Annotated in this window: 24 protein-coding genes; 14 read left to right on the top strand and 10 right to left on the bottom strand. The window is 71.2% G+C overall.

The window, feature by feature from the left end:
* Positions 1-57: 57 nt before the first annotated feature.
* Positions 58-213, bottom strand: a complete 156-nt coding sequence (locus ACFYRX_RS05975) for a hypothetical protein (protein WP_389097587.1) — start codon at positions 211-213, stop codon at positions 58-60.
* A 112-nt stretch (positions 214-325) separates the two neighbouring features.
* Positions 326-1,486, bottom strand: coding sequence for an ROK family protein (locus ACFYRX_RS05980; protein ID WP_389097085.1), 1,161 nt, complete (start codon positions 1,484-1,486; stop codon positions 326-328).
* 167 nt (positions 1,487-1,653) lie between these two features.
* Here ACFYRX_RS05980 and ACFYRX_RS05985 point away from each other — a divergent pair, with 167 nt between their 5' ends.
* From ACFYRX_RS05985 to ACFYRX_RS06000, 4 genes are read left to right on the top strand one after another with little or no spacing between them, the layout of a single operon-like run.
* Positions 1,654-2,619 (top strand): carbohydrate ABC transporter permease, encoded by a 966-nt coding sequence (locus tag ACFYRX_RS05985; RefSeq protein ID WP_389097086.1) that lies wholly within the window; start codon positions 1,654-1,656, stop codon positions 2,617-2,619.
* A gap of 16 nt (positions 2,620-2,635) precedes the next feature.
* A complete protein-coding gene (locus tag ACFYRX_RS05990) occupies positions 2,636-3,562 on the top strand; it encodes a carbohydrate ABC transporter permease (RefSeq protein WP_389097087.1) in 927 nt (308 codons plus the stop codon).
* A gap of 10 nt (positions 3,563-3,572) precedes the next feature.
* Positions 3,573-4,913, top strand: a complete 1,341-nt coding sequence (locus ACFYRX_RS05995) for an ABC transporter substrate-binding protein (RefSeq protein WP_389097088.1) — start codon at positions 3,573-3,575, stop codon at positions 4,911-4,913.
* Between the two features lie 29 nt (positions 4,914-4,942).
* Positions 4,943-6,142: a Gfo/Idh/MocA family protein gene (locus tag ACFYRX_RS06000; RefSeq protein WP_389097573.1), complete on the top strand. Its 1,200-nt coding sequence runs from the start codon at positions 4,943-4,945 to the stop codon at positions 6,140-6,142.
* A gap of 28 nt (positions 6,143-6,170) precedes the next feature.
* Here the strand turns inward: ACFYRX_RS06000 and ACFYRX_RS06005 are convergent, their stop codons facing one another.
* The 6 genes from ACFYRX_RS06005 to ACFYRX_RS06030 all read right to left on the bottom strand — a co-directional run bounded on the left by ACFYRX_RS06005 (position 6,171) and on the right by ACFYRX_RS06030 (position 11,952).
* Positions 6,171-6,866 carry a L,D-transpeptidase family protein gene (locus ACFYRX_RS06005; protein WP_389097089.1) on the bottom strand — a complete coding sequence of 232 codons (696 nt, stop codon included), beginning with the start codon at positions 6,864-6,866 and terminating at the stop codon, positions 6,171-6,173.
* 118 nt (positions 6,867-6,984) lie between these two features.
* Positions 6,985-8,259: an MFS transporter gene (locus ACFYRX_RS06010; protein WP_389097090.1), complete on the bottom strand. Its 1,275-nt coding sequence runs from the start codon at positions 8,257-8,259 to the stop codon at positions 6,985-6,987.
* Between the two features lie 57 nt (positions 8,260-8,316).
* The gene (locus ACFYRX_RS06015; RefSeq protein WP_389097091.1) at positions 8,317-9,114 is read right to left on the bottom strand and encodes an SDR family NAD(P)-dependent oxidoreductase; all 798 of its coding nucleotides are present in this window, start codon (positions 9,112-9,114) and stop codon (positions 8,317-8,319) included.
* An 88-nt stretch (positions 9,115-9,202) separates the two neighbouring features.
* Positions 9,203-10,117: an SDR family oxidoreductase gene (locus ACFYRX_RS06020; protein WP_389097092.1), complete on the bottom strand. Its 915-nt coding sequence runs from the start codon at positions 10,115-10,117 to the stop codon at positions 9,203-9,205.
* 117 nt (positions 10,118-10,234) lie between these two features.
* The gene (locus ACFYRX_RS06025) at positions 10,235-10,864 is read right to left on the bottom strand and encodes an MBL fold metallo-hydrolase (protein ID WP_389097093.1); all 630 of its coding nucleotides are present in this window, start codon (positions 10,862-10,864) and stop codon (positions 10,235-10,237) included.
* Complete coding sequence (locus ACFYRX_RS06030) at positions 10,864-11,952, bottom strand: S-(hydroxymethyl)mycothiol dehydrogenase (protein ID WP_389097094.1); 1,089 nt, start codon at positions 11,950-11,952, stop codon at positions 10,864-10,866. The genes ACFYRX_RS06025 and ACFYRX_RS06030 overlap by 1 nt, the downstream gene beginning before the upstream one ends.
* Positions 11,953-12,114: 162 nt before the next feature.
* Here ACFYRX_RS06030 and ACFYRX_RS06035 point away from each other — a divergent pair, with 162 nt between their 5' ends.
* Positions 12,115-13,869 (top strand): ABC transporter ATP-binding protein, encoded by a 1,755-nt coding sequence (locus tag ACFYRX_RS06035; RefSeq protein ID WP_389097095.1) that lies wholly within the window; start codon positions 12,115-12,117, stop codon positions 13,867-13,869.
* Between the two features lie 10 nt (positions 13,870-13,879).
* On the opposite strand, the gene ACFYRX_RS06040 is transcribed toward ACFYRX_RS06035, so the two are convergent.
* Both ACFYRX_RS06040 and ACFYRX_RS06045 read right to left on the bottom strand, forming a co-directional pair.
* Positions 13,880-14,587, bottom strand: coding sequence for a (2Fe-2S)-binding protein (locus ACFYRX_RS06040; RefSeq protein WP_389097096.1), 708 nt, complete (start codon positions 14,585-14,587; stop codon positions 13,880-13,882).
* The gene (locus ACFYRX_RS06045) at positions 14,569-14,712 is read right to left on the bottom strand and encodes a hypothetical protein (protein ID WP_389097097.1); all 144 of its coding nucleotides are present in this window, start codon (positions 14,710-14,712) and stop codon (positions 14,569-14,571) included. Before ACFYRX_RS06045 ends, ACFYRX_RS06040 begins: the two co-directional genes overlap by 19 nt.
* Before the next feature lie 187 nt (positions 14,713-14,899).
* Between ACFYRX_RS06045 and ACFYRX_RS06050 the strand changes: the two genes are divergently transcribed.
* The 9 genes from ACFYRX_RS06050 to ACFYRX_RS06090 all read left to right on the top strand — a co-directional run bounded on the left by ACFYRX_RS06050 (position 14,900) and on the right by ACFYRX_RS06090 (position 26,216).
* Positions 14,900-15,892: a FecCD family ABC transporter permease gene (locus tag ACFYRX_RS06050; RefSeq protein WP_389097574.1), complete on the top strand. Its 993-nt coding sequence runs from the start codon at positions 14,900-14,902 to the stop codon at positions 15,890-15,892.
* The gene (locus ACFYRX_RS06055) at positions 15,889-16,887 is read left to right on the top strand and encodes a FecCD family ABC transporter permease (protein ID WP_389097098.1); all 999 of its coding nucleotides are present in this window, start codon (positions 15,889-15,891) and stop codon (positions 16,885-16,887) included. The genes ACFYRX_RS06050 and ACFYRX_RS06055 overlap by 4 nt, the downstream gene beginning before the upstream one ends.
* Positions 16,888-17,027: 140 nt before the next feature.
* A complete protein-coding gene (locus ACFYRX_RS06060) occupies positions 17,028-17,867 on the top strand; it encodes an ABC transporter ATP-binding protein (RefSeq protein WP_389097575.1) in 840 nt (279 codons plus the stop codon).
* Positions 17,868-17,912: 45 nt separating this feature from the next.
* The gene (locus tag ACFYRX_RS06065) at positions 17,913-18,941 is read left to right on the top strand and encodes an ABC transporter substrate-binding protein (protein WP_389097099.1); all 1,029 of its coding nucleotides are present in this window, start codon (positions 17,913-17,915) and stop codon (positions 18,939-18,941) included.
* Between the two features lie 256 nt (positions 18,942-19,197).
* Positions 19,198-20,370 (top strand): acetyl-CoA carboxylase biotin carboxylase subunit family protein, encoded by a 1,173-nt coding sequence (locus tag ACFYRX_RS06070; protein ID WP_389097100.1) that lies wholly within the window; start codon positions 19,198-19,200, stop codon positions 20,368-20,370.
* Positions 20,367-22,145, top strand: a complete 1,779-nt coding sequence (locus ACFYRX_RS06075) for an IucA/IucC family protein (protein WP_389097101.1) — start codon at positions 20,367-20,369, stop codon at positions 22,143-22,145. The genes ACFYRX_RS06070 and ACFYRX_RS06075 overlap by 4 nt, the downstream gene beginning before the upstream one ends.
* A complete protein-coding gene (locus ACFYRX_RS06080; RefSeq protein ID WP_389097102.1) occupies positions 22,142-23,341 on the top strand; it encodes an MFS transporter in 1,200 nt (399 codons plus the stop codon). The genes ACFYRX_RS06075 and ACFYRX_RS06080 overlap by 4 nt, the downstream gene beginning before the upstream one ends.
* The gene (locus tag ACFYRX_RS06085; RefSeq protein ID WP_389097103.1) at positions 23,341-25,038 is read left to right on the top strand and encodes an IucA/IucC family protein; all 1,698 of its coding nucleotides are present in this window, start codon (positions 23,341-23,343) and stop codon (positions 25,036-25,038) included. Before ACFYRX_RS06080 ends, ACFYRX_RS06085 begins: the two co-directional genes overlap by 1 nt.
* Positions 25,035-26,216, top strand: coding sequence for a type III PLP-dependent enzyme (locus tag ACFYRX_RS06090; protein ID WP_389097104.1), 1,182 nt, complete (start codon positions 25,035-25,037; stop codon positions 26,214-26,216). Before ACFYRX_RS06085 ends, ACFYRX_RS06090 begins: the two co-directional genes overlap by 4 nt.
* Positions 26,217-26,277 lie beyond the last annotated feature (61 nt).

The raw sequence follows: 26,277 nt of genomic DNA on the forward strand, positions 1-26,277 counted from the left end.
GGGAAGGCGGGGTGAGTCCCGCCGAACGGGACGGTCAGGCCGCCTGGGCCGGCCCGGCTACGGAGCGGCGAGGGCCCACTCGAGGACGAGACGCTGGTACTCCTCGCGCTGCTCGCCGCTCAGTGTCCCGCCCGCCCTGCGCCACAGGGCCCGGATCTCCTCGTTGACCTCGTCGGCCGATCGATCGGTAACGGGTTCAACAGTGGTGCACATGGTGTGAAGCATACGGTTCGGAAAGTGAAGGCGCCGTGAGTTATCACGGAAGAAAAGGGCATATCGGACCGTGTTACTGATCACGTCGATCTGTCAAGGGGCGGAGCCCTGTTCACACCTCGACCGCACCCAGGACCAGCACCTGGATCGCCAGTACGGCCGCCCCACGGGCCCAGTCATGGAAGTCGGACACCTTCGTCTCCAGGTCGATCGGGGCGGCCAGCGGGTGCCGGTGGGCGCGGATCGTGTCCTCGACGGTCCGGCCGGCCACGTCCATGAGTCCGACGCCCTCACCTGCGAGGAGGATCTTCTGCGGCATGGCGAAGTTGGCGATCTGCGCGACCAGGACGCCGAGGGCGCGCCCCGCCTCCTCGATGACACGGGCGGGCATGGACTCGCCGGCCGCGGCCAGGGCGAGGATCTCCTCGTAGGTGTGGTCGCGGCCGGTGGCGGCCATCACCTGGTAGCGGATGCTGGGGATGGCGAGGAGGGACACGGCGCTGCCGCGGGCGCCGTCGGGGGTGAGCGGTCCGTCGGGGTCGATGATCCAGTGCCGTCCGAAGCCGCGGTCCTCCTCGGCGTAGGGGACGCGGCGCCCGCCCAGGACGAGGCCGTAGCCGATGCCCGCGCCGATGGTGAGGACGACGAAGCGGTCGAGCCCGCGCCCGGCGCCGAACCAGGTCTCGGCCTCGACGAGCGCGGAGACGTCGTTCTCGACGACCACCGGCAACCCGGTGCGTTCCTCTACGAGTTCGCCCAAGGGGACGTCCCGCCAGTGCAGGAACGGGGACTCGCCGACCACGGCCCGCTCCTGGACCAGGCCGCCGACCCCGATGCCGATGCCGGCGAGTCGCGGATGCGTGCGGGCCAGTTCGGCCGTCATCTCCGCGAGCAGGTCGGCGACCCGAGCGGGGTCGCGGTCGGCGAGGGGCCGGTCGAGGCGGGCGACGATCTCGCTCCTGAGCGTGGTGACGACGCCGTAGACCATGTCCTCGGTGATCTTGAAGCCGATGAAGGACCGGGATTCGGCGACGACGTCGAGCGGCTGCGAGGGGCGCCCCTGGCGCACCTCGGCAGGGGTGCCCGCCTCGGGGACCTCGATCAGCAGGCCCGACTCGATGAGCGGCTTGGTCAGCCGGGTGAGGCTGCCCGCCGAGAGGTCGAGGCGGCGGGCGAGTTCGGTGCGCGACAGGGGGCCATGGACGAGCACCTCGATCGCCACCGAGCGTTCGCCGGTGCTCAGGGGTAGCCAGCTGGCGGCAACTGCGGTCATGAAGCTCAGACTCCCACACGATTTCTTTTCATCGCGAAAGCAACATCGTCATGTTAGGGCCGCGATCTCGGCCTGAAAAGATATCCGCACACCCCTTGACGCATGGATTCTTTCGCCACAAAAGTAAGTGGTCGAGGATGAGCCGCCGCAGACGAGGGAGTCTCCCGATGACTATCGCCTCCAGCAGTCCCCCGTCGCGCCTGCCGACAGGCAGCGCGGAGGGGGTACGGACCCCATCGAAGGCCGATCGGAGGGGCGGCGGTCACAGCCGGGGGGACGGGCGGCTCGCCGCGGTGTTCATCGCACCGGCCCTGGTGGGATTCGTGGTCTTCCTGCTCTGGCCGACGCTGCGGGGCATCTACCTGAGCTTCACCCGCTTCAACCTGCTGACCCCGGCGGAGTGGGTGGGACTCGCCAACTACGACCGGATGATCCACGACCCGATCTTCTGGGACTCGTTGAAGGTCACCGTCGAGTACGTGGTCATCAACATCGGTGTCCAGACGGTGTCGGCGCTCGCCATCGCCGTCCTGCTGCAGCGTCTGACCCAGTCCGCGGTGCTGCGCGGGATCGTGCTCACCCCGTATCTGATGTCGAACGTCGTCGCGGGTCTGGTCTGGCTGTGGATCCTCGACAACCAGCTCGGCATCGGCAACGAGATCATCGCCGGGCTCGGCTTCGACCGGATCCCCTTCCTCGCCGACGAGACCTGGGCGATCCCGACGATCGCGCTGATCAACGTGTGGCGGCACGTCGGCTACACCGCGCTGCTGCTGTTCGCGGGGCTCATGGCCATCCCGGGCGACATGTACGAGGCGGCGAAGGTGGACGGCGCGAGCGAGTGGCGGATGTTCTGGCGGATCACCATGCCCCTGCTGCGGCCGGTCCTGGCGGTCGTGCTGATCATGACGGTGATCGGTTCGTTCCAGGTGTTCGACACCGTCGCCGTGACGACCGCGGGCGGGCCGGCGAACGCCACCAACGTGCTCCAGTTCTACATCTACCAATCGGCCTTCGGCCGCTTCCAGTTCGGCTACGCCTCCGCGATGTCCGTGGCGCTGCTCGTCGTGCTGAGCGCCATCACTTTCCTCCAGTACCGGCTCACCCGAGCCGGCCAGACCGACCTCGGCTGACCCGGAAGGAGTCGACATGGCTGCCGTGACCACCACGACGACCACCCGCGTACGGCCCACCGGGCGCCGTCCCCTCACTCCCGGCCGGTTCCTGGCCTGGGCGGCGCTGGGCGCGATCATGCTCGTGACCCTGCTGCCGTTCTACTGGATCCTGCGCACCGCGCTGTCCACCAACTCGGGGCTCGCCGCCCACGCCTCCGACCCGCTGCCGGTGGGCCTCACCGGCACCGGGTTCGCCCGTGCCCTGGGCCTGGAGTCCACCAAGGACGCGATCGCGCAGGGCGGCGCGGGCGGCGGACTGAAGTTCTGGCGCTACCTGCTCAATTCGGTGATCGTCTCGACGCTCGTGACCGCCTGCCAGATCTTCTTCTCCGCGATGGCCGCCTACGCGTTCGCCCGGCTGCGCTGGCGGGGCCGTGACCAGGTGTTCGCGCTGTTCCTGGCCGGGCTGATGGTGCCGACCATCTTCACGCTGCTGCCGAACTTCGTACTCATCAAGGAACTCGGCCTGATCGACAACCTGTTGGGCATCGCGCTGCCGACGATGTTCATGACGCCGTTCGCGGTGTTCTTCCTCAGGCAGTTCTTCATGAACGTGCCCCGCGAGGTCGAGGAGGCGGCCCTGCTGGACGGCGCCGGGAAGGTGCGGGTCTTCTTCCGGGTGCTGCTGCCGATGGCGTCCACGCCGGTCCTCACGCTGGCCGTGCTGACGTACATCACGTCCTGGAACGACTACTTCTGGCCGCTGATGGTGTCCTACAGCGACAGTTCACGCGTGCTGACCGTCGCGCTGGCCATCTTCCGGGCGCAGACCCCGCAGACCGGCGTCGACTGGTCGGGCCTCATGGCGGCGACGCTCATCGCCGCGCTGCCGATGCTGGCGCTGTTCGGGTTCTTCGCCCGCCGCATCGTGTCCACCATCAGCTTCACCGGGATCAAGTGAGGGACTCGTGATGCGACTTCGTACGCTGACCGCACTGGCCGGCGCTCTGGCCCTGTGCCTGACGGGGTGCGCGGAGAGCGGCTCCGCCGGGTCCTCCTCGAACACCGTGACGTACTGGCTGTGGGACTCCAACCAGCAGCCCGCCTACCAGGCCTGCGCCAAGGACTTCGAGAAGCAGAACCCCGGACTGCACGTGAAGATCACCCAGTTGGGCTGGGACGACTACTGGACCAAGCTCACCGCGAGTTTCATCGCCGGCACCGAGCCGGACGTGTTCACCGACCACATCCAGAAGTTCGGCCAGTTCGCCGACCTGAAGGTCCTCGAACCGCTCGACGACCTGGACGTCGACGACTCCGCCTACCAGCCCGGCCTGGCCGCCAACTGGATGGGCCAGGACGGCCATCGTTACGGAGCGCCGAAGGACTGGGACACCGTCGCCCTCTTCTACAACAAGAAGCTCACCGACGCCGCCGGCCTCACGGCCGGACAGCTGAACGACCTGTCGTGGAACCCGAAGGACGGCGGCACCTTCGAGAAGGCCGTCGCCCACCTCACCGTCGACAAGAACGGCAAGCGGGGTGACGAGCCCGGCTTCGACAAGAACAACGTCAAGGTGTACGGCCTGGCCACCAACGGCGGCGGAGACGGCGACGGCCAGACCCAGTGGAGCACCTTCGCGGCCTCCGCGGGCTGGAACTACACCGACGAGAAGCGGTGGGGCACCAAGTACCAGTACGACAGCCCGACGTTCCAGTCCGTCATCAAGTGGTACTTCGGCCTGGCGAAGAAGGGATACATGGCGCCCTTCACCGACTACAACTCCCAGTCCAACCAGGCCAACACCCAGATCGCGGCCGGCAAGGCGGCGACCGCCTTCGACGGGGCCTGGATGATCTCGACGTACGCCGGCTTCAAGGGCCTCGACATGCGTACGGCCGTCACGCCCGTGGGTCCCACCGGCAACCGCGCCACCATGATGAACGGCCTCGCCGACTCCATCACCAAGAACGCCCGCAACAAGGAAGGCGCCCGCAAGTGGGTGAAGTACCTGTCCTCGGACGAGTGCCAGAAGACGGTGGGCGATTACGGCATCGTCTTCCCGGCCACCCCTGACGGCACCGCCGCCGCCGTGGCCGCGTACAAGAAGAAGGGCATCGACGTCACGGCCTTCACCGAACCGATCGCCGACAAGAAGGACTTCACCACCTTCTCCTACCCCATCACCAACTACGCGGCGGACGTGTACGCGTTGATGCATCCGGCCATGCAGGACATCTTCGGCAACGGCAGGTCGGTGACCAGCCTCGACCGGACCAACGACCAGATCAACCTGATCCTCTCGCAGTGATCTCTCCTCCACTGAAGGGCACGAGCTTCATGACGTTCTCCCTCGGCATCGTCGGCGCCGGCCAGTTCTCCGGCCAGTTCGCCACGCTGTTCCAGGCCCACCCCGGAGTCGGCGACGTGTACGTCACCGATTTGCTGCCCGAACGGGCCGAGCAGCTCGCCTCGGCCCAGGGACTGGCCGGCACCTTCCCCACCTACGAGGCCATGCTGGAGTCGCCGGAGGTCGACGCGGTCGCGATCTTCACCCAGCGCTGGACCCACGGACCCCTGGTGCTCCAGGGCCTGAACGCCGGCAAGCACGTGTACTCCGCGGTCCCCATGGCGATCACCACGGAGGAGATCGCCGCGATCATCGACGCGGTCCGGGCGACCGGTCTGACGTACATGATGGGCGAGACCAGCCAGTACAACCCGGCGACCGTGCACGCCCGCAACCAGATCGCCGAGGGCGCCTTCGGGCGGCTCTTCTACGCCGAGGGCGACTACGTCCACGACATGGACCTCGGGTTCTACGAGGCGTACCAGTACAGCGGCGGCGAGAGCTGGAAGGAGACCGCCAGCTATCCCCCGCTGCTCTACCCCACGCACTCGGTGGGCGGGGTGCTGGGCGCCTGGCAGACGCACGCGGTGAGCGTGTCGGCGATCGGGGTCGTCGACGACCGCGGGGACGGGGTGTTCGACAAGGACGTCAGCAAGTTCGGCAACGACCTCTCCAACGCGACCGCGCTGTTCGAGGTGGCGGGCGGCGGGTCGTTCCGCACCAACGAGTTCCGGCGGGTCGGCTACCCGTCCCACATCCGGGAATCGCGCTTCCGGTTCTTCGGGACGGAGGCGAGCATGGAGCAGCTCGCCACGGTCGCCTTCTGGCAGGACAAGAAGGGCGTCAAGGACATCAGCGAGTTGCTGGAGCCCAAGCCCACCATGTCTCCTGACGACCCGTCACTCCAGCACATCGCGCCGGAACTCCGGGCCGCGTTCACCTCCGGCTCGGCGCCGGTGCACGACCGGGCGCGGCTGCCTCGGGCGTTCGACAACCTGCACAACGGCCACGAGGGCAGCCACCACTTCCTGGTGGACGACTTCGTGACCGCGGTGAACAACCGCACCCTGCCGTCGGTGAACGCATGGGTGGCGGCGCGCTACACCCTGCCGGGCATCGTCGCTCACGACTCGGCGCGGCAGGGCGGGGTCAGGCTGGAGATCCCGGACTTCGGGGACGCCCCGCAGTAGGCGGGAGGTGTGCGGGCCGGGTACCTGCTCAGGTGCCCGGCTTGCGGCCGTACACGAAGACGTCGTCGCCCTTCTTCAGGAGCGACCAGTACTTCTTGGCGTCCTTGGGGGTCATATTGGTGCAGCCGTGGGAGCCGGGCGGGTTCCACATGCTGAGGTTCACCGAGTGGAAGGCCTGGCCGCCGTCGAAGAACTGGCTGTAGGGCATGGGCACGTTGTAGATCGACGAGACGTGGTTCTTGTCGCGCCAGTAGATCTTCTTCAGGCCGGTCCGGGTCTCGTAGCCGTCACGGCCGGTACGGACCGGGACGGGGCCGTAGACGAGCCTGCTGCCGTCCTGGATCCAGCTCAGCTGGAGGGTGAGGTTCACGCAGGCGATGCGGCCCTTGTTCACCGGGCACTTGCCGTCCCTGTTGGGGTTGCTGCCGACGGCCTTCTGCTTGTTCATGAGATCCATCACGCCCCAGGTGACGGAACCCGCGTAGCCGGCGTTCGGTGTGATGCCGTGCTTGGTCTGGAAGGCCTTGATCGCCTTGCAGTCGGCGGTGGACTGCCTGCCGTCGACCGGTCGGCCGAGGAACTTCTCCACCTTCTTCTGGTACGGCCCCGCCTGCGTGGTGCAGCTCGCCGCCTGCGCGGGCGAGGCGCCCAGCACGAGTGTCAGCGGTGCGACGAGTCCGGTGAGCCCGAGTGCGACGGCACCCCGTCTGCGTATGTCCCCCATGGCCTGTCTCCTCAGTACGGTTCGGCGATCTCAGACATGTAGACCGGCGTCCGCACATCTTCGTTGTACCGCCGGGCACGCTGCGACGAAACGGTGACATTGGAGGTCACCGGCGCGATCACTTCGGCGCCGGCGCTCGGACGCCCGACGCCGTCCGCTGGGACGGCAGCCCGCGCCGTGAGCGGACGGGCGAGAGGAACACCGGCAGGAAGGCCACGGCGATCAGGGCCCCGCCCAGCCACAGCGCCGCGCGCACTCCCGCCAGTTCACCGATCAGGCCAGACAGTGCGGCGCCGATCGCGAGGGACCCGGTCAGCACGAAACGGAACGTGGCGTTCATGCGGCCGAGCAGGTCGTCCGAGGTCATGCGCTGGCGCAGGCTCACGCCCAGGACGTTGTCCATGCCGGTCTTGAACAGGGCCAGCATCCAGCCCGCGCCCGCGAGCCACAGCCAGGGGCCGCGGTCGATCAGCGGCACGAGCAGTCCGGCGGGTGCCAGGGCCGCCCCGGCCAGGCCGAGCGTACGGCCGTACCCCAGTCGTCCGGCGAGCGGGCGGGCGCAGCGGGCGCCCACCAACAGACCGACGCCGCCTGCCGCCCAGAAGACGCCCAACGCCGTTTCGGGCAACCGTAGTTCGCGTACGAACAGGATCGGGAGCATGGTGTTGACGCTCTGCATGCCCAGGTTGGTGAGGGCGGCGGTGAGCGCGAGGGCGCGCAGCTCCGGGTTGCCGAAGACGTGGCGCAGCCCTTCGGCGATCTGGGCCCGCAGTGGCGTGCCGCGCACGGGGGCGGGCGCGGTGTCGTCACTACGGAGGAAGGCGAGCTGGACGGCGGAGGCGAAGTAGGTGAGCGACGCGCAGAGGACGGCCGCGGGTGCGGTGAGCAGTTGCACCAGGGCGCCGCCCACACCGCGTCCGGCGATGGTGCCGGCCGCCTGGAGTCCGACCATGGCGGTGTTCGCGGGCACCAGGGCGGCACGGTCCACGAGCCGGGGCAGGGTGCTCTGCGAGCCGACGTCGAAGAACACGGTGGCGCAGCCGCCCAGGAGGACGACCGCGTACAGCTGGCCGAGGGTGAGCGTGCCGGTCCACCAGGCGAGCGGGACGGAGGCGAACAGGACCGCACGGGCCAGGTCCGCCCCGACCAGCACCGTGCGCTGCCGCATCCGGTCCACCCAGGCCCCGGCGGGCAGCCCGATGAGCAGGAACGCGAGGGTGCTGAGCGTGGCCAGGGCGCCGACCTCACCGGGGTCGGCGTCCAGGGCCACCACGGCGGTCAGGGGTACGGCGACGTATCCGGCGTTCGTTCCGAGCTGGCTGAGGGTGCTCGCGGCGAACAGGGTGCGGAAGTCGGCGGAGCGCCACGGGGACGCGGGAGGGGGGATCGGCACACGAGAACGCTGCCCGAGAGGTCCTCGAAGGACAAGTGAAAAGATCTACAGCGACCCTTAAGCGCCTCTAAGAGGATGGATCGCCGCGTGGAACCCGGTGTTGACCGCGGTGAGGCCGCCGTCGACGACCAGGGTGGTGCCGGTGATCCACGCGGCGTCGCGGGACGCGAGGAAGGCGACGGCGGCCGCGATGTCCTCGGGCTCGCCCACCCTGCCGAGCGGATACAGGCGTTCCATCGCGGCGAGATCGTCCTCCCGCCCCTCCCAGGCGGAGGTGCGGACCGTGCCCGGGACGACCATGTTCACGCGTACCCCGCGAGCGGCCGCGTGTCCGGCGAGGGTGCGGGTCAGGGACCCCAGGCCCGCCTTGGCGGCGCTGTAGGCGTGGTTGCCGAAGTCCTGGAGGGCGTTGACGGATCCTATGGTGACGATCGCGCCGCGTCCGGAGGCGACCAGGTGCGGGAGGGCGGCGCGCGAGCAGCGGTACGGTCCGCCGAGGGTGATGTCGAGGTCCCGGTCCCACTCCTCGTCCGAGTCGTCCTCGAAGAGCGGGGTCTCCGGAGTGCACCGGGCGGCGCAGTTGACGAGCACGTCGAGTGAGCCGAACGCGTCGACGGCGTGGGCGACGGCCGCCTCGACGGCCGCCCGGTCCGCCACGTCGCAGGCCAACGCCCTTGCGGACAGACCCTGTTCACGCAGACGGGCGGCCTTCTCCTCCACGACCGTCCCGTCCCGGTCGGTGAGCAGGACCGCTGCTCCCTCCTCGGCGAGGCGGCGGGCCACGGCGGCGCCGATGCCGCGGGCCGCGCCCGTGACGAGAACTCCGTGCCCCTCGAAGCGGTTCGTGTGTGTCATGCGACCGAAGGTAGTCCCTGAGCCTGGCAGACGCTGGTGGAGCGGCAGCGCGCCGACCGCTGTCACCGGCTCTCCAGGACGTGCCGGATCAGCGGTAGCCCGACACGTCCGCCGGCTTGCCCGTGTCCTGGACCTCCACCAGATAGCGCCAGGCGTCGGGGCGGCTGCCGTCGAGGTCGGTGAAGCCGTACGTCCGGGCGAGCGAACCGCTGTCGAGGGACTGTCCGTTCCAGCGGGCCACGTCCGGGTCGGCGGCCAGTGCTGTCACGGCGCGGCCCACATAGCGCGGGGTCTCCGAGATGGCGAAGTGGGGCACCTTGTCGAGGGCGTCGCGCCAGTTGTCCTCGCGTACCCCGAAGGTGTCGAGCATCATCTCCGAGCGCAGCCAGCCGGGGGTGAGCGCGACGGCGGTGGCGCCGCGCGGGCCGAGTTCGTGGCCGAGGGAGAAGGCCATGCGCAGGACGGATGTCTTGGCGAGGTCGTAGAAGAAGGAGTTGCGGTAGTTCTCGCGGTTGTAGGCGTCGGTTCCGTCGGTCATCTCGACGACCAGGCCGCCGGGGCGGCGCAGCAGCAGGGGCAGGGCGTGGTGGCTGGTGATCGCGTGGGTCTCGACCGCGAGCCTGAGCAGCCTGAGTCCTTTGTCGAGGTCGTGCTCCCACACCGGGCTGTCCCACTCGAAGAGGTGCTCGCCGCCCCAGATGTCGTTGACGAGGACGTCGAGGCGGCCCTGCTCGTCGGAGACGCGGTCGACGAGCGCGCGGACCTGTGCCGGGTCCAGATGGTCGGTGGGAACCGCGATGCCCCGGCCGCCGGCCGCGGTGACGAGGTCGGCGGTGTCCTCGATGGTCTCGGGGCGGTCGTACTCGGAGCGGCGGGCCCGGGTGCTCCGTCCGGTGACGTACACGGTGGCGCCCGCCGCCCCCAGCTCCACGGCGATCCCGCGCCCGGCTCCCCGTGTCGCCCCGGCGACCAGCGCGACCTTGCCCTGCAGCGGCTGTGACATGTCCGACCTCCCGTTGTGCCCGATGTCGCTACTCGCTTTTCGCTTTCTCGGGTCGAGCATGACGGGGAAGCCGGACAACCTCTGTCGTGTTTTCTACGGCGTCACTCACCTGCCGCGTCAGTGGCCGCGGGCGATCCACTCCTGCAGGTTCGGGGCCTCCGCGCCGATGGTCGTGGGGTCGCCGTGACCGGTGAGCACCTTCGTCTCGGGCGGCAGGGCAAGCAGGCGGTCGCGGATCGAGTCGATGATCGTCGGGAAGTGGGAATAGGAGCGGCCGGTGGCGCCGGGGCCGCCCTGGAAGAGGGTGTCGCCGGTGAAGACGGTGGCGAGGCCCGGGTCGTAGAGGCAGACGGCACCGGGTGCGTGGCCGGGGGTGTGCAGCACCCTGAGGTCGGCGCCCGCGGCCTCGATGACCTGACCGTCACGGAGGTGGGCGTCGGGGTCGCGGTCGGGGTGGGTCTGCTTCCACAGCGGCAGGTCGTCCGGGTGCAGCCAGATCGTGGCACCGGTGCGGTCCGCCAGCGCGGGTGCGGCGTCGATGTGGTCGTTGTGGGCGTGGGTGCAGACGATCGCGGTGAGCCTGCGGTCGCCCACCGCCTCGGCGATGGCGTCGGCGTCGTGGGCGGCGTCGATGACGATCACCTCGTGGTCGTCGCCGACGATCCAGACGTTGTTGTCGACGTCCCAGGTGCCGCCGTCGAGGCTGAACTGCCCCGAGGTGACGAGTCGTTCGATGCGGGCGGCCATCAGAGCACCACCACCGAACGCAGGACGTCTCCGTCGTGCATGCGCTCGAACGCCTTCTCCACCTCGTCGAGTTGGATGGTCTCGGTCACGAACGCCTCCAGGTCCAGGCGGCCTTGCAGGTGCAGGTCGATCAGCATCGGGAAGTCACGGGAGGGCAGGCAGTCGCCGTACCAGGACGACTTGAGCGAGCCACCGCGGCCAAAGACGTCCAGCAGGGGAAGCTCCAGCTTCATCTCGGGAGTCGGCACGCCGACCAGGACGACAGTGCCGGCGAGGTCGCGGGCGTAGAAGGCCTGCTTGTACGTCTCGGGGCGGCCCACCGCCTCGATGACGACGTCGGCGCCGAAGCCGCCGGTCAGTTCGCGGATCGCCTCGACGGGGTCGTTCTCGCGCGAGTTGACGGTGTGCGTGGCGCCCATGGTGCGGGCCTTGTCCAGTTTGCGGTCGTCGATGTCCACGGCGATGATCTTCGCCGCGCCCGCGAGGTTCGATCCGGCGATCGCCGCGTCGCCGACGCCACCGCAGCCGATGACGGCGACGGTGTCGCCCCGGCCGACGTTCCCGGTGTTGATCGCGGCGCCGATGCCGGCCATCACGCCGCAGCCCAGCAGCCCCGCGACGGCTGCCGAGACCGACGGGTCGACCTTGGTGCACTGTCCGGCGGCGACCAGTGTCTTCTCGGCGAACGCGCCGATGCCCAGGGCGGGCGAGAGCTCCTGGCCGGTCGAGGCGAGGGTCATCCGCTGCTTCGCGTTGTGGGTGTCGAAGCAGTACCAGGGCCGCCCGCGCAGACAGGCCCGGCAGTTCCCGCACACCGCACGCCAGTTGAGGATCACGAAGTCGCCGGGCGCGACATCGGTGACCCCCGCGCCGACGGACTCCACGACACCGGCGGCCTCGTGGCCGAGCAGGAACGGGAAGTCGTCGTTGATCCCGCCCTGTTTGTAGTGCAGGTCGGTGTGACAGACCCCGCAGGCCTGCACCTGCACGACGGCCTCTCCCGGTCCCGGGTCCGGCACCACGATCGTCTCCACCCGCACCGGCTCGTCCTTGCCGGGTGCGATCACCCCGCGTACCTCCTGCGCCATGGCCTGACCCCTTCTGTCGCCCGGTGTACGTGTCTCCGACCCTACGCGTGACTGATCAGTAACGGCACTCGGACCAGCACGGAGGGGGCCGGCCGACCGCACCTCGCGAGAGCGCCGACGTAGCCTGAAGGCTCAGCACGCCATCAGGCACGAGGGAGCACCGTGAGCACAGCCGAGACGGAGACCGACCAGCCCACCTGGCGGCTGCTCCTCGGATACGTACGGCCGCACCGGTGGACACTGCTGGCGGGCGCCGTGCTCTCGCTCCTGACCGGGGTCACCGGTCTGCTGCTGCCGCTGGTGGCACGGGAGTTGATCGACGATCTGTCCCACGACCGCACGATCACCGGCGCGCTGCTCATCATGTCGCTGCTGGTGATCACCAACGCGGCGATGGGCGCGCTGGGTTCGTATGTGCTGCGGCGCACCGCGGAGTCGGTGGTGCTGGGCGCGCGGCGCGCCCTGTCGTCGTATCTGCTGCGGCTGCGCATCACGGCCGTGGACCGCACCGAACCCGGTGATCTGATGGCCCGGATCACCTCGGACACCACCCTGCTGCGCGAGGTCACCACCGACTCGATGGTGGGCCTGGGCACCGGCGGCCTCACGCTGGTGGCGACCGTGGTGATGATGGGCCTGGTCGACCCGGTGCTGCTGGGCGTCACACTGGCGGTGATCCTGGCCGCGGGCACGGTCCTCGGGGTGATCGTGCCGCGCATCAACCGGGCGAGCCGGCAGGCGCAGGACGCGGTCGGCGTGATGGGCGCGTCGCTGGAGCGGATCCTCGGGGCGCTGCGCACGGTGAAGGCGTCCGGGGCCGAGCACCGTGAGGAGCGGACGCTGCACGCGGCGGCCGAAGAGTCGTGGCGGCAGAGTGTGCGGGCCGCCAAGTGGTCGGCGGCGGCGGGCAACACGGCGGGCCTCGCGATGCAGATCGCGTTCATCACGGTGCTCGCGGTGGGCGGGGCGCGGGTCGCGACCGGGGCGATCGACGTCGGCACGCTGGTGGCGTTCCTGCTGTACGTCTTCTATCTGATGTCGCCGATCCAGCAGGTCGTGGGGGCGATCACGCAGTACCAGACGGGTGCGGCGGCTCTCGCCCGGATCCAGGAGGCGCTGCGGCTGCCGGCCGAACCGGCGGCGCTGCCCGCACCGCTGCCCGCCGACGGGGCGGCTCCGGCGGCCGTCGCCTTCTCGGACGTCAGGTTCCGGTACGCCGACGATCTGCCGTACGTCCATCACGGGGTGACCTTCGATGTGCCCGCGCGGGGCATGACGGCGTTCGTCGGGCCGTCGGGGGCGGGCAAGACGACGGTGTTCTCGTTGATCGAGCGGTTCTATGACCCCGAGTCCGGGGCGGTGACGCTGGACGGGCGGGACCTCGCCGAGTGGGATCTGCCCCAACTCCGTTCCTCGATCGGGTATGTGGAGCAGGACGCTCCCGTGCTGTCGGGGTCGCTGCGGGAGAACCTGCTGCTGGGGAACCCAGAGGCGGACGAGGACGCGGTGGCGCGGGTGCTGAAGACGACACGTCTCGACGGGCTGGTGGCCAAGCTGCCCGGCGGGTTGGAGACGCTGGTCGGCCATCGGGGGACCAAGCTCTCGGGTGGGGAGCGGCAACGGGTGGCGATCGCGCGGGCGTTGCTGCGGCGGCCCCGGCTGCTGCTCCTTGACGAGGCCACGTCCCAGCTGGACGCGGTGAACGAGGCGGCGTTGCGGGACACGGTGGCCGATGTGGCGCGTACGACGACGGTGCTGGTCGTGGCCCATCGGTTGTCCACGGTGACGATGGCCGACCGGATCGTCGTCATGGACGCGGGGCGGGTGCGGGCGGTGGGGACGCATCAGGAGTTGGTCGCCGGGGATCCGCTGTACGCGGAGCTGGCGGCGACACAGTTCCTCGCCACCGCCGGGTGAGGTCGCGCGCTCACTCTCCCAGCCTCCGCAGGCGCTCGGCATCTCCCGTCCGCGGGCACGTCACGCAGGCCTCCGCCGGGCGGATCGCGTAGAACATGCAGCAGCCCGTGCGGGTACGGGTGGTGTACCGGCGGCCGTCCTCGTCCACCAGGCGGCGGAAGTCCGCTCCGGCCGGGTACGGGGGCACGGCGATCGGCAGCACCTCCGTGGCCGCCCGTACCGCCGCGGCCTCCTGGCCCAGCATCCGGCCCAGGTACCAGATGCCGGACACCAGATCGTCACCGACCATGCCCCACAGGGCTCGTGAGCGGCGGCGTGCGACCGGGCCGATCGCGGCCAGCAGCGGGCGCATGTGATCGGCCACGGCCATCCGCAACCGGGCCCGCAGGTCGTCCTCCCGGGGGAGCACCAGCACGCCGGGAAGCACGGCCAGCGGGTCGCCGGGCAGGCACGCGAGTTCGGAGCCCGGCGTGATGGCGTACGTCCCCGCGGCGAGGTCCAGACGCAGGTCCGCGGGGCGGATCCGAGGCACTCTCCGGTCGAGGAACCAGGCGCCCCCCATCAGTACGCCGACGGTCCAGGCGTAGTCGTGCAGTACGCGGGAGGCGGCGACGGACGGTCGCACCCGCACACCGTGACGAGCGTGGATCCGGAACGCTTCGGCCTCGACCAGGGCGTCGAGCACGTTCCGGTCACCGGTCAGCTCGGCGGCCGGCACACCCGTGCGGGCCGTCCCTCGACGCGCACGGTCAACGCCTCGCAGGTGTCGGCCAGCCGCCGGTAGACGTCGCCGAGCGCATGGGCGACCCCGTTGTCCGGCTGGGTCTTCAGGGCCAGGGACATCGGCACTCCTGCACAGAGAATCCACAGAGAAACACATAGGTAAGCCTCACCTTACCTCTAGGATGCGAGAGGGCGATCAAGGTATTCGCATGTCAAAGCCTTCGCACAGACGGTTGAAAAGTAAAGCAAGGCTAACCTAAGCTCACGGCTCGTGACTGCGACCCAACGGGGCGTACCTGCCACAGGTGTGCCCTTCCGTGCCCTCCGGCACATTCCCCTGTTCCTCGTCGGCCTCGGCGCCCTGGCGCTCTGCGCCGCGCTGAGCCTCGCGCTCGGTGCGCGCTCGGTGCCGTTGTCCACGGTGGCGGCCGCCCTGTTCGGCGACGCCCACGGGCGGGACGCGCTCGTGGTGACCGGGCTGCGCCTGCCGCGCACCGTCATCGGCCTCGCGGTCGGCGCGGCGCTCGGCGTCGCCGGTGCCGTTGCGCAGGCAATCACCCGCAATCCCCTCGCATCCCCCACGACCCTCGGCATCAACGCGGGCGCCGGATTCGCGGTGGTCGTCGCGATCTTCGCGCTGAAGCTCGACAGCCCCGTCCAGTACGTGTGGTTCGCGTTCGCCGGCGCGGCGGGTGCCGCCCTGTTCGCCCAGGCGCTGGCCCGCCGCTCCGGGGACATCGACCCCGTACGGCTCGCTCTCGGCGGCACCGTGCTCCAACTCGTCCTGCTGTCCTGGACGTCGGCGGTGATGCTGCTGAACCAGCGCACCCTGGACGAGGCCCGCTTCTGGCTGGCCGGATCGCTGGCCGGCCGGGATCTCGACGTCCTGTGGCCCGTGCTGCCGGCCCTCGTGCTGGGTCTTGTGATCGCCCTGGCCCTCTCCCCCGCCCTCAACGCCCTTGCCCTGGGGGACGATTCGGCCCAGTCGCTGGGCATGCCGGTGGGCCGGATCCGGCTGGCGGGCGGCATCGCGGTCGTCCTGCTCGCCGGTTCCGCGGTCGCCGTGGCCGGACCGGTCGCCTTCATCGGACTCGCCGCACCCCATCTCGTACGACCGCTCCTCGGCGGCGACCACCGGCTGCTGGTGCCCGGCTGTCTGATCGCGGGGCCCCTGCTGCTGCTCTCGGCGGATGTGCTGGGCCGGTTGGTGATCCGCCCCTCGGAGCTGGAGGTCGGCATCGTGACCGCGTTCCTGGGCGCGCCGCTGCTGGCGCTGCTGGCCCGGAAGGTGGCCCGATGAGCAACAGGACCCTGGTCTGCGCGGGCGTCGGTCTCGTGACCCTGTTCGCCCTGCTCACCCTCTCCCTGACGACAGGCGAGATGAGCATCCCCGCGCCCACCGCGCTGCGTGCCCTGGCCGGACTCGGAGACGCGGGGGACGTGCTGGTGGTGCAGCAGTTCCGGGCGCCCCGGTCGGTGGCCGCGGTCGTCGCCGGGGCCGGGCTGGGCGCGGCGGGCTGCGTGCTGCAACGGCTCTTCCGCAATCCGCTCGCGTCCCCCGACGTCATGGGTGTCACCGGCGGGGCCTCCCTGGGCGCGGTCGCGCTGATCGCCGCCGGTGCCTCGCAGACCCTGATCCCCCTCGGCGCGCTGGGCGGCGGTCTGCTCGCCGCGCTGCTCCTCGGCGTGTTCGCCTGGCGATCCGGACTCGCCGTGACCCGGCTGGTGCTCACCGGGCTCGCCGTCCAGGCGGGTCTGGCGGCCGCCGTGAACCTGATGATCGTGCGTTTCCCCGCCGAACTCGCCGGCTCCGCGCTCCAGTGGACCACCGGTTCGGTGTACGGCCGTACCTGGACGCAGGTGTGGGGAGCGGGTGGCGCCATGGTGCTCGCGCTGGCCGTCGCCCTCGTCCTGCACCGCAGGCTCGCGGTACTGGACCTGGGGGACGAGTCGGCGGGCGCCCTCGGTCTCCACACCTCCACCGCCCGCCTCCAACTGCTGCTCGTCGCCGTCGTGCTGGCGTCGCTGGCCGCCGCGCTCGCCGGTCCGGTGACGTTCGTGGCACTCGCCGTCCCACACATCGTGCGGTTCGTGACCGGGCCGCCGACCGCCGCGTCCCTGGCGCTCGCCTCCCTCACCGGTGCGGTGCTGCTGCTCGCCTCCGACCTGGTGGTGCAGCACCTGCTGCCGGTGGAGGGACTGCCGGTCGGCGCGGTCACCGCCACACTCGGCGCGCCCTGGCTGCTGGTGCTGATGTTCCGCCAGAGCTCGCCCGTCCAGAGGAGCCACGCATGACGGACGCAGCGCAGCGCAGGGGGATCACCGGATCGGAACCGACGGCGAGGGCCGCGGACGAGTCGCGGGTGAGCGCCGTACAGGAGCCGCGGACGACCGCCCCGGAAGGTCCGCAGGTACCCGCCGCAGAAGACCGGCAGATGCACGCCGCAGAGGAGTCACAGGTGTCCGCTCCCAACCAGCTGTCCACCCGGTCCCTGGACCTGCGCTACGGCGACCGGCTCGTCGTGGGCGGCCTCGACCTGACCCTGCCCGGCGGCGCGGTCACCGCGATCGTCGGCCCCAACGCCTGTGGGAAGTCGACCCTGTTGCGCGGGCTGAGCCGTCTGCTCGCGCCGGCCGCCGGCAGTGTCACGCTCGACGGCGCCGACATCCACCGGATGTCCGCCCGCGCGCTGGCCCTGAGGATGGGGCTGCTGCCGCAGCAGCCGGTCACGCCCGAGGCGATCACCGTCGAGGCGCTGGTACGCCTCGGCCGGTATCCGCACCAGCGACTGCTGAGCCCCTGGTCGAAGTCCGACCAGAACGCCGTCGACGAGGCCCTGGAGCGGACCGGTACCGCGGACCTGCGCGACCAGCCGGTCGACCGGCTCTCCGGAGGGCAGCGTCAACGCGCCTGGATCGCGCTGGCGTTGGCGCAGGACACCGAGCTGCTCCTGCTCGACGAGCCCACCACCTTCCTCGATCTGCGCCACCAGCTCGACGTCCTGGACCTGGTGGCGGCCCTGCACGCCGAGGCGAACCGCACCGTCGTGATGGTGCTGCACGACCTCGGACAGGCCGCCCGCTACGCGGACCACATGGTGGTCCTCCACCACGGCCGGCTGGCCGCCGCCGGCGCCCCGGCCGACATCCTCGACGCGGATCTCGTCAGATCCGTGTTCGACGTGGAGTGCCGGGTGATTCCCGACCCGGAGACCGGCACCCCGCTGGTCGTCCCCAGAAGCAGTGCGGCGCGCCGCCCGGCCGCGTCCGCCTGACCACCACGACGAACCCGACCACACGACAAGAAGGACCGACCCCCCATGCTCAAGCGCTCTCCCCTGCCCGGAATCAGCGGCATCGGCCGGCTGTTGGCCGTGCTGCTCGCCGTCCTGCTCGGTACGGCCGCCCTGGCCGCCTGCGGCAGCGAGGACTCCTCGGACGACTCGACGCCCGCCAAGGCCGCCGCGGCGTCGTCCGGTTTCCCCCGCACGCTCAAGACCGTCATGGGCGACGTGAAGATCCCGTCCCGGCCGAAGCGGGTCGTCGTCCTCGACACCGGTGAGCTGGACGACGTCACCCTGCTCGGCATCGACCCGGTCGGCGCGGTCGCCCCGCACTTCAAGACCGAGGGCGGCTTCCCGACGTATCTGAAGGGTGAACTCGGCGGCACCGCGGACGTCGGCCCGCTTCTGGAGCCCAACCTGGAGAAGATCGCCTCGCTCAGGCCCGACCTGATCCTTTCGTCCAAGGTCCGCCACGAGGCCGTCTACGACAAGCTCAGCGCCATCGCCCCGACCGTCTTCACCGAGACGACCGGCGGTGTCTGGAAGCAGAACCTGAAGGTGCACGCCGAGGCGCTCGGTCTGGAGAAGGAGGCCGCGGCCAAGGTCAAGGAGTACGAGACGCAGGCCAAGGCGCTCGGTGCGGCGATCAGGAAGAAGGACGGCGGCACCATGCCGACCGCGTCCGTGGTCCGTTTCATCGCCGGTCCGACCCGGCTGTACCAGTCCAACTCCTACAGCGGTGTCGTCCTGGACGACATCGGCCTCGAGCGGCCCAAGTCCCAGGTCTCCGACGACCCCGAGGTCACGATGAAGGACGTCAGCCCGGAGCAGATCGACCAGGCGGACGCCGACCTGATCTTCGTCACCACCGCCGACACCCCGGACAAGACCCAGCAGAAGCAGGTCACCTCCAACCCGGTGTGGAAGTCCCTGTCCGCCGTCAGGGACGGCAAGGTCTTCGAGGTCCCGGACGAGACCTGGATGTCCGGCATCGGCGTCCAGGCCGCCGAGCAGATGCTCGCCGACGTGGCCAGGGCCACCGGCGTGCAGCTCCCGAAGAAGTAGCTCCCGCCGACCGGGGCGGGGCCGCGACCACGAACGCGGCCCCCCCCCCCCCCCCCCCCCCCCCGGGGGGGGCCCCCCCCCCCCCCGCCGCGGTTACCGCGGGCCCCCGCCCCCCCTCTTTTGGCCGCCGGGGGGGCCCCGCCCCCGCGGGGGCCCCCCCCCGGGCGCGCCCCCCCCCCCGGGGGGGGGGGGCCCCCCCCCCCCCCCCCCCCCCCCCCCCGACCCCCCACCCACTAGCGGAAGTTGCCCATCGGCCATGCGTCTGTACCTGCTCGCCCTGAACCCGACCGACTCCGTCACCGAGGGCTTCCTGCCCGCGGCCGCCCGACTGGGCCTGGACGTCACCGTCCTGACCGACCGGCCCGAGGCCCACCGCCTCGTATACCCGGGGACCGAGATCCTGGAGTGCGACGTCCGGGACTTCCGGGCCGTGATCAGCCGGATCTCCACCCACCACCGTGCCGACGCCGTCTTCACCAACAGCGACCACCTCCAGACCCAGGCCGCCCTCGCCGCCGCCTACTTCGGGCTGCCCGGCAAGGACTGGCGGGCCACCCTGCGCACCAAGGACAAGGCCGAGATGCGCAGACATCTCGCCGCCTCGGACGTGGACGTCGTCCGGTCCGTCGAGATCACGGAGCCCGTGGCGCCCGACGTCCCCTACCCGTGCGTCCTCAAGCCCCGCGAGGGCGTGGCCAGCGAGGACGTCGTCCTCGTCGACGGTCCCGAGGACCTCGTCATCCGCGCCAAGGAGATCCTCGACCGGCGCCCCGGGACCGTGCTGGTCGTCGAGGAGTACCTCCCCGGCGAGCTCCACACCCTGGAGACCCTCGGCGACGGCCGGATCCGCCACGTCCTGGGCGGCTTCCACACCGAGCTGTCGCCACCGCCGTACTTCATCGAGGAACGCCTCACCTTCGTTCCCGCCCACCCCGAGTCGGTCCAGGCACAGGTGCTCGCCCAACTCGACGCCCTGGGTGTGGGGTTCGGCGCCTGTCACACCGAGTTCGTGGTGCACGCGGGGCGGGCGCGGATCATCGAGGTCAACTACCGCGCCATCGGCGACCAGTGCGACCTGCTGCTGGCCCGGCTGCTGGACGTCCCGCTGTTCGAGCACATCCTCCGCACCCACCTGGGCGAGCCGCTCCCGGCCGATCTGGATGTCCGCCGTGACGGTGCCGCCCGGCTCGAGTACCCGTGCGCCGACCGTGCCGGAACCCTCACCGAAGCTCCCGCGGCCACGGAACTCACCGTCGAGGGCGTGCATCTGACGTACCGTCCGCTCCGGCAGCCCGGCGAGCGGCACCCCCTGTACCGCACCAACCGCGACTACCTGGGAGTCCTGCGGGCCACCGGCACCGACCAGCCCACGGTGGACCGGGTCACGGCGGACTTCCTGGCCGCACAGCGCTGGGAGATCCGGCCGTGACCGCGCCCACGAGAACGGACACCGGTACGGCCGGACCGCCCGCCCGCGGGGTCACGGAATCCCATGCGGCCAGGCCGGACGTCTGCGAGGCCGAGCTCCTCACCCGTGTGCTGAGCGCCCTCCTGCGCGAGGACGTGGTCGGACTGCGCACCCGCGGCACCCTCATGCACCGCGAGGACGGCGCGTGGCTGCGGCTGGCGGGCCCCGAGGGCGACGCGCTGCTGCTGCCCGTCGCGGAGGACGGTTTCCAGTGCGAGTACGCCGCCCGGCTGCCGCTCCTGCTGCGCGAGCCGGAAGGCACGGAACTGCGGACCTGCGAGAGCGTGCTCGACGCGCTGAGTGCGCTTGCCGAGCCCGAGGACCGGGGCGGTTTCGAAGCGTTCGCCGAGGAGTGCCGTCAGACACTGGAGACGATGCGGCTGCACGCCGGGACCCGGGCGGAGACGGCCCGGCGGCTGACCGCACGGTACGGCGCCGACCCGGCCCGCTGGACGGGCCTCGCCGCCGGCCTGGCGTACGACACCCTCGCCGCCCGGATCGACCACCCCGTCTATCCGACCGCGCGCGGCCGCTCCGGACTCACACAGGAACAACTGCGCTCCTACGCCCCCGAGTTCCACCCCCGCTTCGCCCTGCGCTGGCTCGCCCTGCCACGCGAGGCCGTCGCCCTGACGGGCCCGCTCCCCAAGTGGTGGCCGACCCCCGCCGAACTCGGTCTGCCCGAGGCGCAGGACACCCATGTGACCCTGCCGGTCCACCCGTTGACCGTCGGCGCCCCACTCGAAGAGGCGCTGCGCGCCACCGGCCTGGCGGACCGCGCGCTGCTCGCCGAACGGGCGTACCTGGACGTCGTGCCGACGCTGTCCATGCGTACCGTCGCGGTCGCCTCGGATCCGGCCGTGCACCTGAAACTCCCGCTGTCCACAGCCACGTTGGGTCTGCGCAACAAACGCTCCATCAAGCCCGGCACGCTGGTCGACGGTGCGGCGGGACAGCGCCTGCTGGAGACGGCCGCTGCTCGTGAGCACCGGTTCCGGGCCATGGTCCTGCACGCCGACGAGAGCACGTACGCCCACGCGGGCCACGATCTGCTCGCCGTCCTGTGCCGTCGCTACCCGTCCGGTCTCGACGGGGCGGCGATCGTACCGCTGGCGGCGCTCCTCGCTCCGGCCCCCGACGGACGGCTGGTCGTCGACCACCTGGCCGACCGCTACTTCGGCGGCGATCCGCTCGCCCTCCTGGACGCCTTCCTGACGCTGCTCTTCGACTGGCAGACCACCCTGTTCGGGCTCGGCGTCGCGCTGGAGTCGCATCAGCAGAACATCTCGCTGGTACTGCGGCCCAGAAGCCTCCGGCTGCTGTTCAAGGACAACGACGGCCCCCGCGTCAACACCGCGCGCCTCCAGGACGTACTGCCCGGCCCCTGGGGCTTCGACGACGCCCGCACCTTCACCGCACAGGACGGCCCGGTCGCCGACCTGTTCACCACCATCACGGTCCATCTGTGCGCCGGGGCCTACGCGTTCGGACTCCCCGAGCACCGCCCGAAGCTGCTCGACCTCATACGTGAGCGGCTGACCGAAGCCGTGGACCGGCTCGGCGGGGACGCGGGCGACGTCCTGCGGGCCCGTGTGCTGGAGGCACCGCGGCTTCCGGTGAAGGCGATGGTCTCGGCCGGGACGCTGCTGTCCAAGGAGCGTTCGGGCGCCGCCGACGTCAACAAGCACTACACGTCGGGCCCCAACTACCTGCTGCGCGAAGGAGGTACGGCATGAGCGGCGCCGCCCTGCGCGTCCCGCGCCCGGTGTTGGGCCGCAGCCAGGTGCCCGCGGTCGCCGGCTGCTACTTCGTCGCGTCCTTCGCGGCGCTCGGGCTGCCGCCGTATCTCACGGAGATCCTGCCGGAGCTGGGCGACCGGCACGCCCGCTGGGCAGGTGTCCTGTATGTCGTCCCGACGGTGTTCGGCGCGCTGTTCGCCCCGCTGTGGGGGCGGCTCGCCGACCGGTACGGCCGCAAACGGCTGCTGCTGCGCGCCCAGTTGGGGCTCACCCTGTCCTTCCTGCTGGCCGGCTGGGCCGACTCGCTGGTCACGTTCACGCTGGCGTTGGTCCTCCAGGGCATCCTGGGCGGCACGTTCGCCGCGTCCAACGGCTATCTGGGTGCCGCTCTGGAAGGCCCGGCCCTGTCCAGGGCGCTCACCCTGATGCAGGGAAGTGCCCGGGCGGCGCTGGTCCTCGCACCGATCGTGGTGGGCTCGCTGTCCGGCTGGCTGTCCCCGCACCGCCAGTACGCGCTGCTCGCCGTACTGCCGCTCACCGCCGCGCTGTTGCTGGCCGCCCTGCCCGAACCAGTGCCCGCTCGGGCGACCTCGGACAGGTCCGAGCCGGTTGCCGGCGACACGGCACCGCCGGTGTCGTTGAGGACCCTGTACGCCCTGGAGTTCGCGTTCGTGTTCTCCACCGTCGTGTCCTTCCCCTATCTGATCGCCTTCGTCGACGAGCGGCTGCCCGGCACGTCACCGCTGCTGTCCGGCGTCCTGTTCGCCCTGCCCCACCTGGTCTATCTGGTGTCGGCGCTCGCCGTGCACGCCGCCTTCCGGGACCGCCCGCGCACCGGGATCGCGCTCGGCTTCGCCTGCATCGCGCTCGGTCTCGCCGGACACGGGCCGGCCGGTTCGCCGGCCGCGCTGATCGCCGTACGGTTGCTGCTCGGCGTGGGTCTCACGCTGGGCCTCGTATGCCTCCAGGTGCTGGCCGCCGACTGTGTGAAGGGCCGGGCGCCGGGCGGGCTGTTCGGCTCGCTGGAGTTCTTCTCCAAGGCCGGCGCGGTCGCCGCCGGGGTGGCCGCGGCCGTGGGAAGTGCCCGCTTCGGCCCCGCCGCCCCCGTACTGACGGGCAGCGCCGCCGCCACGCTCACCGCCCTCGCGACCCTGCTTCCCCCGCTGAACCACCGCATCCGCTGGAGCCGTTGATGCCCTCGCTGACCCCCACACACCGGAGCACCGCGCTCCCCACCCCCGACGAGGCGGTCGCCCATACGCTCCTCAACTGCCTTCTGCGCGAGGTGTCTGGACCCGAACACCAGAGCGTCGTCGCCGACGGGCATCTGCTGCTCCGACTGCCCCGTCGTGGCGTGCTGTTGCGGGTCGCCCTGCGCCGCACCTCACTCCTCGGCGCCCATCGCTTCAGCGGTCCGGTGACCGAACAGTCGGACTCCGGCTGGTCGTCGGTCGGCTGGCGGCAGTTGGCCGCGTACACGCACGACGAGTTGTCGCTGCGCACGGGGGTGCGCAACGAGGAGTTCCTGGAGCAGGTCGCCTCCAGCCACGAGGCGATCTCCACCGCCCTGGCCACCAGGGGCGACAGCGCGGAGGACCCCTACCTCGCCTCGGAGCAGTCGCTGCTGTTCGGCCACCGCTTCCACCCGACCCCCAAGGCGCGGACCGGTGAACCGCGGTCCTGGGCGGCATACGCGCCGGAGGTCGGTGCGGCCTTCCCGCTGCGTCACCTCGCGGTCCGCGAGCACCTGATCGCCGAGGAGTCCGCCGCACCCTGGGCCGGCGCCGCGCTGGACGGACAGCGCGCCGACGTCCCGGACGGCTACCGGCTGCTGCCGGCCCATCCCTGGCAGTACGAGTCCCTCCGCGAGCACCCGGCGCTGCGCGCGGCGCTCGACCGCGGGGACGTGATCGACCTCGGCCCGGGCGGGCGGCCCTTCGCGGCCACCGCGTCGGTGCGCACCCTGTACGACGGCGAGACCTTCCTGAAGTTCAGCCTGAACGTGCGGATCACCAACTGCCTGCGCAAGAACAGCAGTTATGAGCTGTCCGGCGCGGTCGCCCTCACCCGAGCGCTCGCCCCCGCACTGACCGATCTCGCCGAACGCTTCCCCGGCAGCGCGGTCCTGCGCGAGCCCGCCTACCGCACCCTGGCCCTGCCGGGACCGGACGGCATCCCGGACCGCGCGCTGTTCGAGGGCTTCGGTGTCATCGTCCGCGAGGGTCTGCCCCGGCGGCTCGCCCCGGCCACCACCGCCCTGCTGGCCGCCGCCGTCGCCGACGAGTACCCGACCGGGACCGCCCACATCTCCCACCTCCTGAAGCACACGGACCCGGTCGTCTGGTGGTCGGCCTACCTCGACCTGCTCCTGCCGCCCGTCCTGGCCGCCTACTTCGACCACGGACTCGTCCTGGAACCCCATCTCCAGAACGTCCTGGTCTGCGTGGACGCCGACGGCATGCCCGCGCAGGTCCTCTTCCGCGACCTGGAGGGCACCAAGCTGCTCCCCGAACACCACGAGGACGCCCTCGCCGCCCTGCCGCCCGAGGTCGCGGGCCCGATGACGTACGACGCCCGGCGCGGCTGGGACCGGGTGGTGTACTGCCTGCTGGTCAACCACGTCGCCGAGCTGCTCGCCGCCCTCGCCGACCTGCACCCGCACACGGAGGCCGCGCTGTGGGCCCGCGTGCGGGACACCCTGCGGGCCTACGCCGACCGGCACGGCTGCCCGCCCCCGCTGGCCGCCCTGCTCGCCGGGGTCCCGCTGCCCGCCAAGGCCAATCTGCTCACCCGCTGGGAGCGCAGATCCGACCGGGAGGCGGGCTATGTGCGGCTGCCGTCGCCACTGGCCGAGGACATCCTGAACGACGCGACCGGAAGCGACCGATGACCGCCCTCACCGACCACGTACGCTCCCTCGACAGTGCCGAACTTCCCGCCTACGTCTATGACTTGGCGGGCCTGCGGGCCCATGCGGCCACCGTGCGGGAGGCGTTGCCCGAGCGGGTCGAGGTGTACTACGCCGCCAAGGCCAACCCGGAGCCGGAGATCCTCCACGCGCTCGGGCCCTACGTCGACGGCTACGAGGTCGCCTCAGGGGGTGAACTCGCCCATGTCGCGGGGGCGGTGCCGGGCCGGCCCCTCGCGTTCGGCGGCCCGGGCAAGACGCCGGACGAGGTGAGGGCCGCGCTGGAACGGGGAGTCGAGCGCTTCCACGTCGAGAGCGGGTACGAGCTGCGCATGCTGGCCGAGCTGGCGCGACGCGTCGCACCGGGACGGCGGGTGGCGGTGCTGCCGCGCGTCAACCTCCCTGTGCCCGAAGGGTCGTTGGCGGGGAGTTCGCTGGCGATGGGCGGTCGTCCGACACCCTTCGGCATGGATCCCGACCGGGCGCGCGATGCCGTGGTGGCCCTCACCGACGGCACGTATCCGCACCTCCGGCTGCTGGGCGTGCACGCTCACCTGGCCAGCGGCCTGGAGGCCACGGAAGCGCTGCGTGTCGCCGGATCCGTCGTGTCCTGGGCCACCGGCCTGGGTGTGCCGCTCGCCGAGGTCGACGTCGGCGGCGGCATGAGTGTCGACTACGGCGACCCGCGACGCCGGTTCGACTGGACGGCGTACGGCGAGGGGCTCGCCCGGCTGGCGGAGGCGCACCCCGGGCTCACGCTGCGCATCGAGCCGGGGCGGGCGCTGACGGCGTACTGCGGCTGGTACGCGACCGAGGTGCTGGACGTGAAGCACAGTCACGGCGAGGAGTTCGCCGTGGTCCGGGGCGGCACCCACCATCTGCGGACCCCGGCGACGAAGGGCCACGACCAGCCCTGCTCGGTGCTGCCCGTGGACGCATGGCCGCATCCCTGGGCGCGTCCCGTGGCCGGCGGCGAGCGGGTCACCCTGGCCGGACAGCTGTGCACTCCCAAGGACGCGCTGGCCCGCCGGGTGCCGGCGGCCGGGCTGCGGGCGGGTGACCGGGTGGTGTTCTCGATGGCCGGGGCCTACGCGTGGAACATCTCGCACCATGACTTCCTGATGCATCCCCGGCCGGGATTCCACTTCCTGGACGCGTGAGGCGGACGTCTGGGCGAAGACGCGTCGAGGGCCGCCCGGCGATCCGGGCGGCCCTCGGTGT

Origin of the sequence: Streptomyces sp. NPDC005374 (assembly GCF_042872225.1) — a bacterium.
GTDB lineage: Bacteria > Actinomycetota > Actinomycetes > Streptomycetales > Streptomycetaceae > Streptomyces.

Coding starts and splice junctions, on each gene's coding strand:
- ACFYRX_RS06005 (WP_389097089.1), bottom strand. CDS start 6,866: ATGGGGGACATACGCAGACGGGGTGCCGTCGCACTCGGGCTCACCGGA.
- ACFYRX_RS05980 (WP_389097085.1), bottom strand. CDS start 1,486: ATGACCGCAGTTGCCGCCAGCTGGCTACCCCTGAGCACCGGCGAACGC.
- ACFYRX_RS06060 (WP_389097575.1), top strand. CDS start 17,028: ATGCACGCCGCAGAGGAGTCACAGGTGTCCGCTCCCAACCAGCTGTCC.
- ACFYRX_RS05975 (WP_389097587.1), bottom strand. CDS start 213: ATGTGCACCACTGTTGAACCCGTTACCGATCGATCGGCCGACGAGGTC.
- ACFYRX_RS06000 (WP_389097573.1), top strand. CDS start 4,943: ATGACGTTCTCCCTCGGCATCGTCGGCGCCGGCCAGTTCTCCGGCCAG.
- ACFYRX_RS05985 (WP_389097086.1), top strand. CDS start 1,654: ATGACTATCGCCTCCAGCAGTCCCCCGTCGCGCCTGCCGACAGGCAGC.
- ACFYRX_RS06030 (WP_389097094.1), bottom strand. CDS start 11,952: ATGGCGCAGGAGGTACGCGGGGTGATCGCACCCGGCAAGGACGAGCCG.
- ACFYRX_RS06020 (WP_389097092.1), bottom strand. CDS start 10,117: ATGTCACAGCCGCTGCAGGGCAAGGTCGCGCTGGTCGCCGGGGCGACA.
- ACFYRX_RS06015 (WP_389097091.1), bottom strand. CDS start 9,114: ATGACACACACGAACCGCTTCGAGGGGCACGGAGTTCTCGTCACGGGC.
- ACFYRX_RS06055 (WP_389097098.1), top strand. CDS start 15,889: ATGAGCAACAGGACCCTGGTCTGCGCGGGCGTCGGTCTCGTGACCCTG.
- ACFYRX_RS06070 (WP_389097100.1), top strand. CDS start 19,198: ATGCGTCTGTACCTGCTCGCCCTGAACCCGACCGACTCCGTCACCGAG.
- ACFYRX_RS06085 (WP_389097103.1), top strand. CDS start 23,341: ATGCCCTCGCTGACCCCCACACACCGGAGCACCGCGCTCCCCACCCCC.
- ACFYRX_RS06045 (WP_389097097.1), bottom strand. CDS start 14,712: ATGTCCCTGGCCCTGAAGACCCAGCCGGACAACGGGGTCGCCCATGCG.
- ACFYRX_RS05995 (WP_389097088.1), top strand. CDS start 3,573: ATGCGACTTCGTACGCTGACCGCACTGGCCGGCGCTCTGGCCCTGTGC.
- ACFYRX_RS05990 (WP_389097087.1), top strand. CDS start 2,636: ATGGCTGCCGTGACCACCACGACGACCACCCGCGTACGGCCCACCGGG.
- ACFYRX_RS06025 (WP_389097093.1), bottom strand. CDS start 10,864: ATGGCCGCCCGCATCGAACGACTCGTCACCTCGGGGCAGTTCAGCCTC.
- ACFYRX_RS06080 (WP_389097102.1), top strand. CDS start 22,142: ATGAGCGGCGCCGCCCTGCGCGTCCCGCGCCCGGTGTTGGGCCGCAGC.
- ACFYRX_RS06090 (WP_389097104.1), top strand. CDS start 25,035: ATGACCGCCCTCACCGACCACGTACGCTCCCTCGACAGTGCCGAACTT.
- ACFYRX_RS06065 (WP_389097099.1), top strand. CDS start 17,913: ATGCTCAAGCGCTCTCCCCTGCCCGGAATCAGCGGCATCGGCCGGCTG.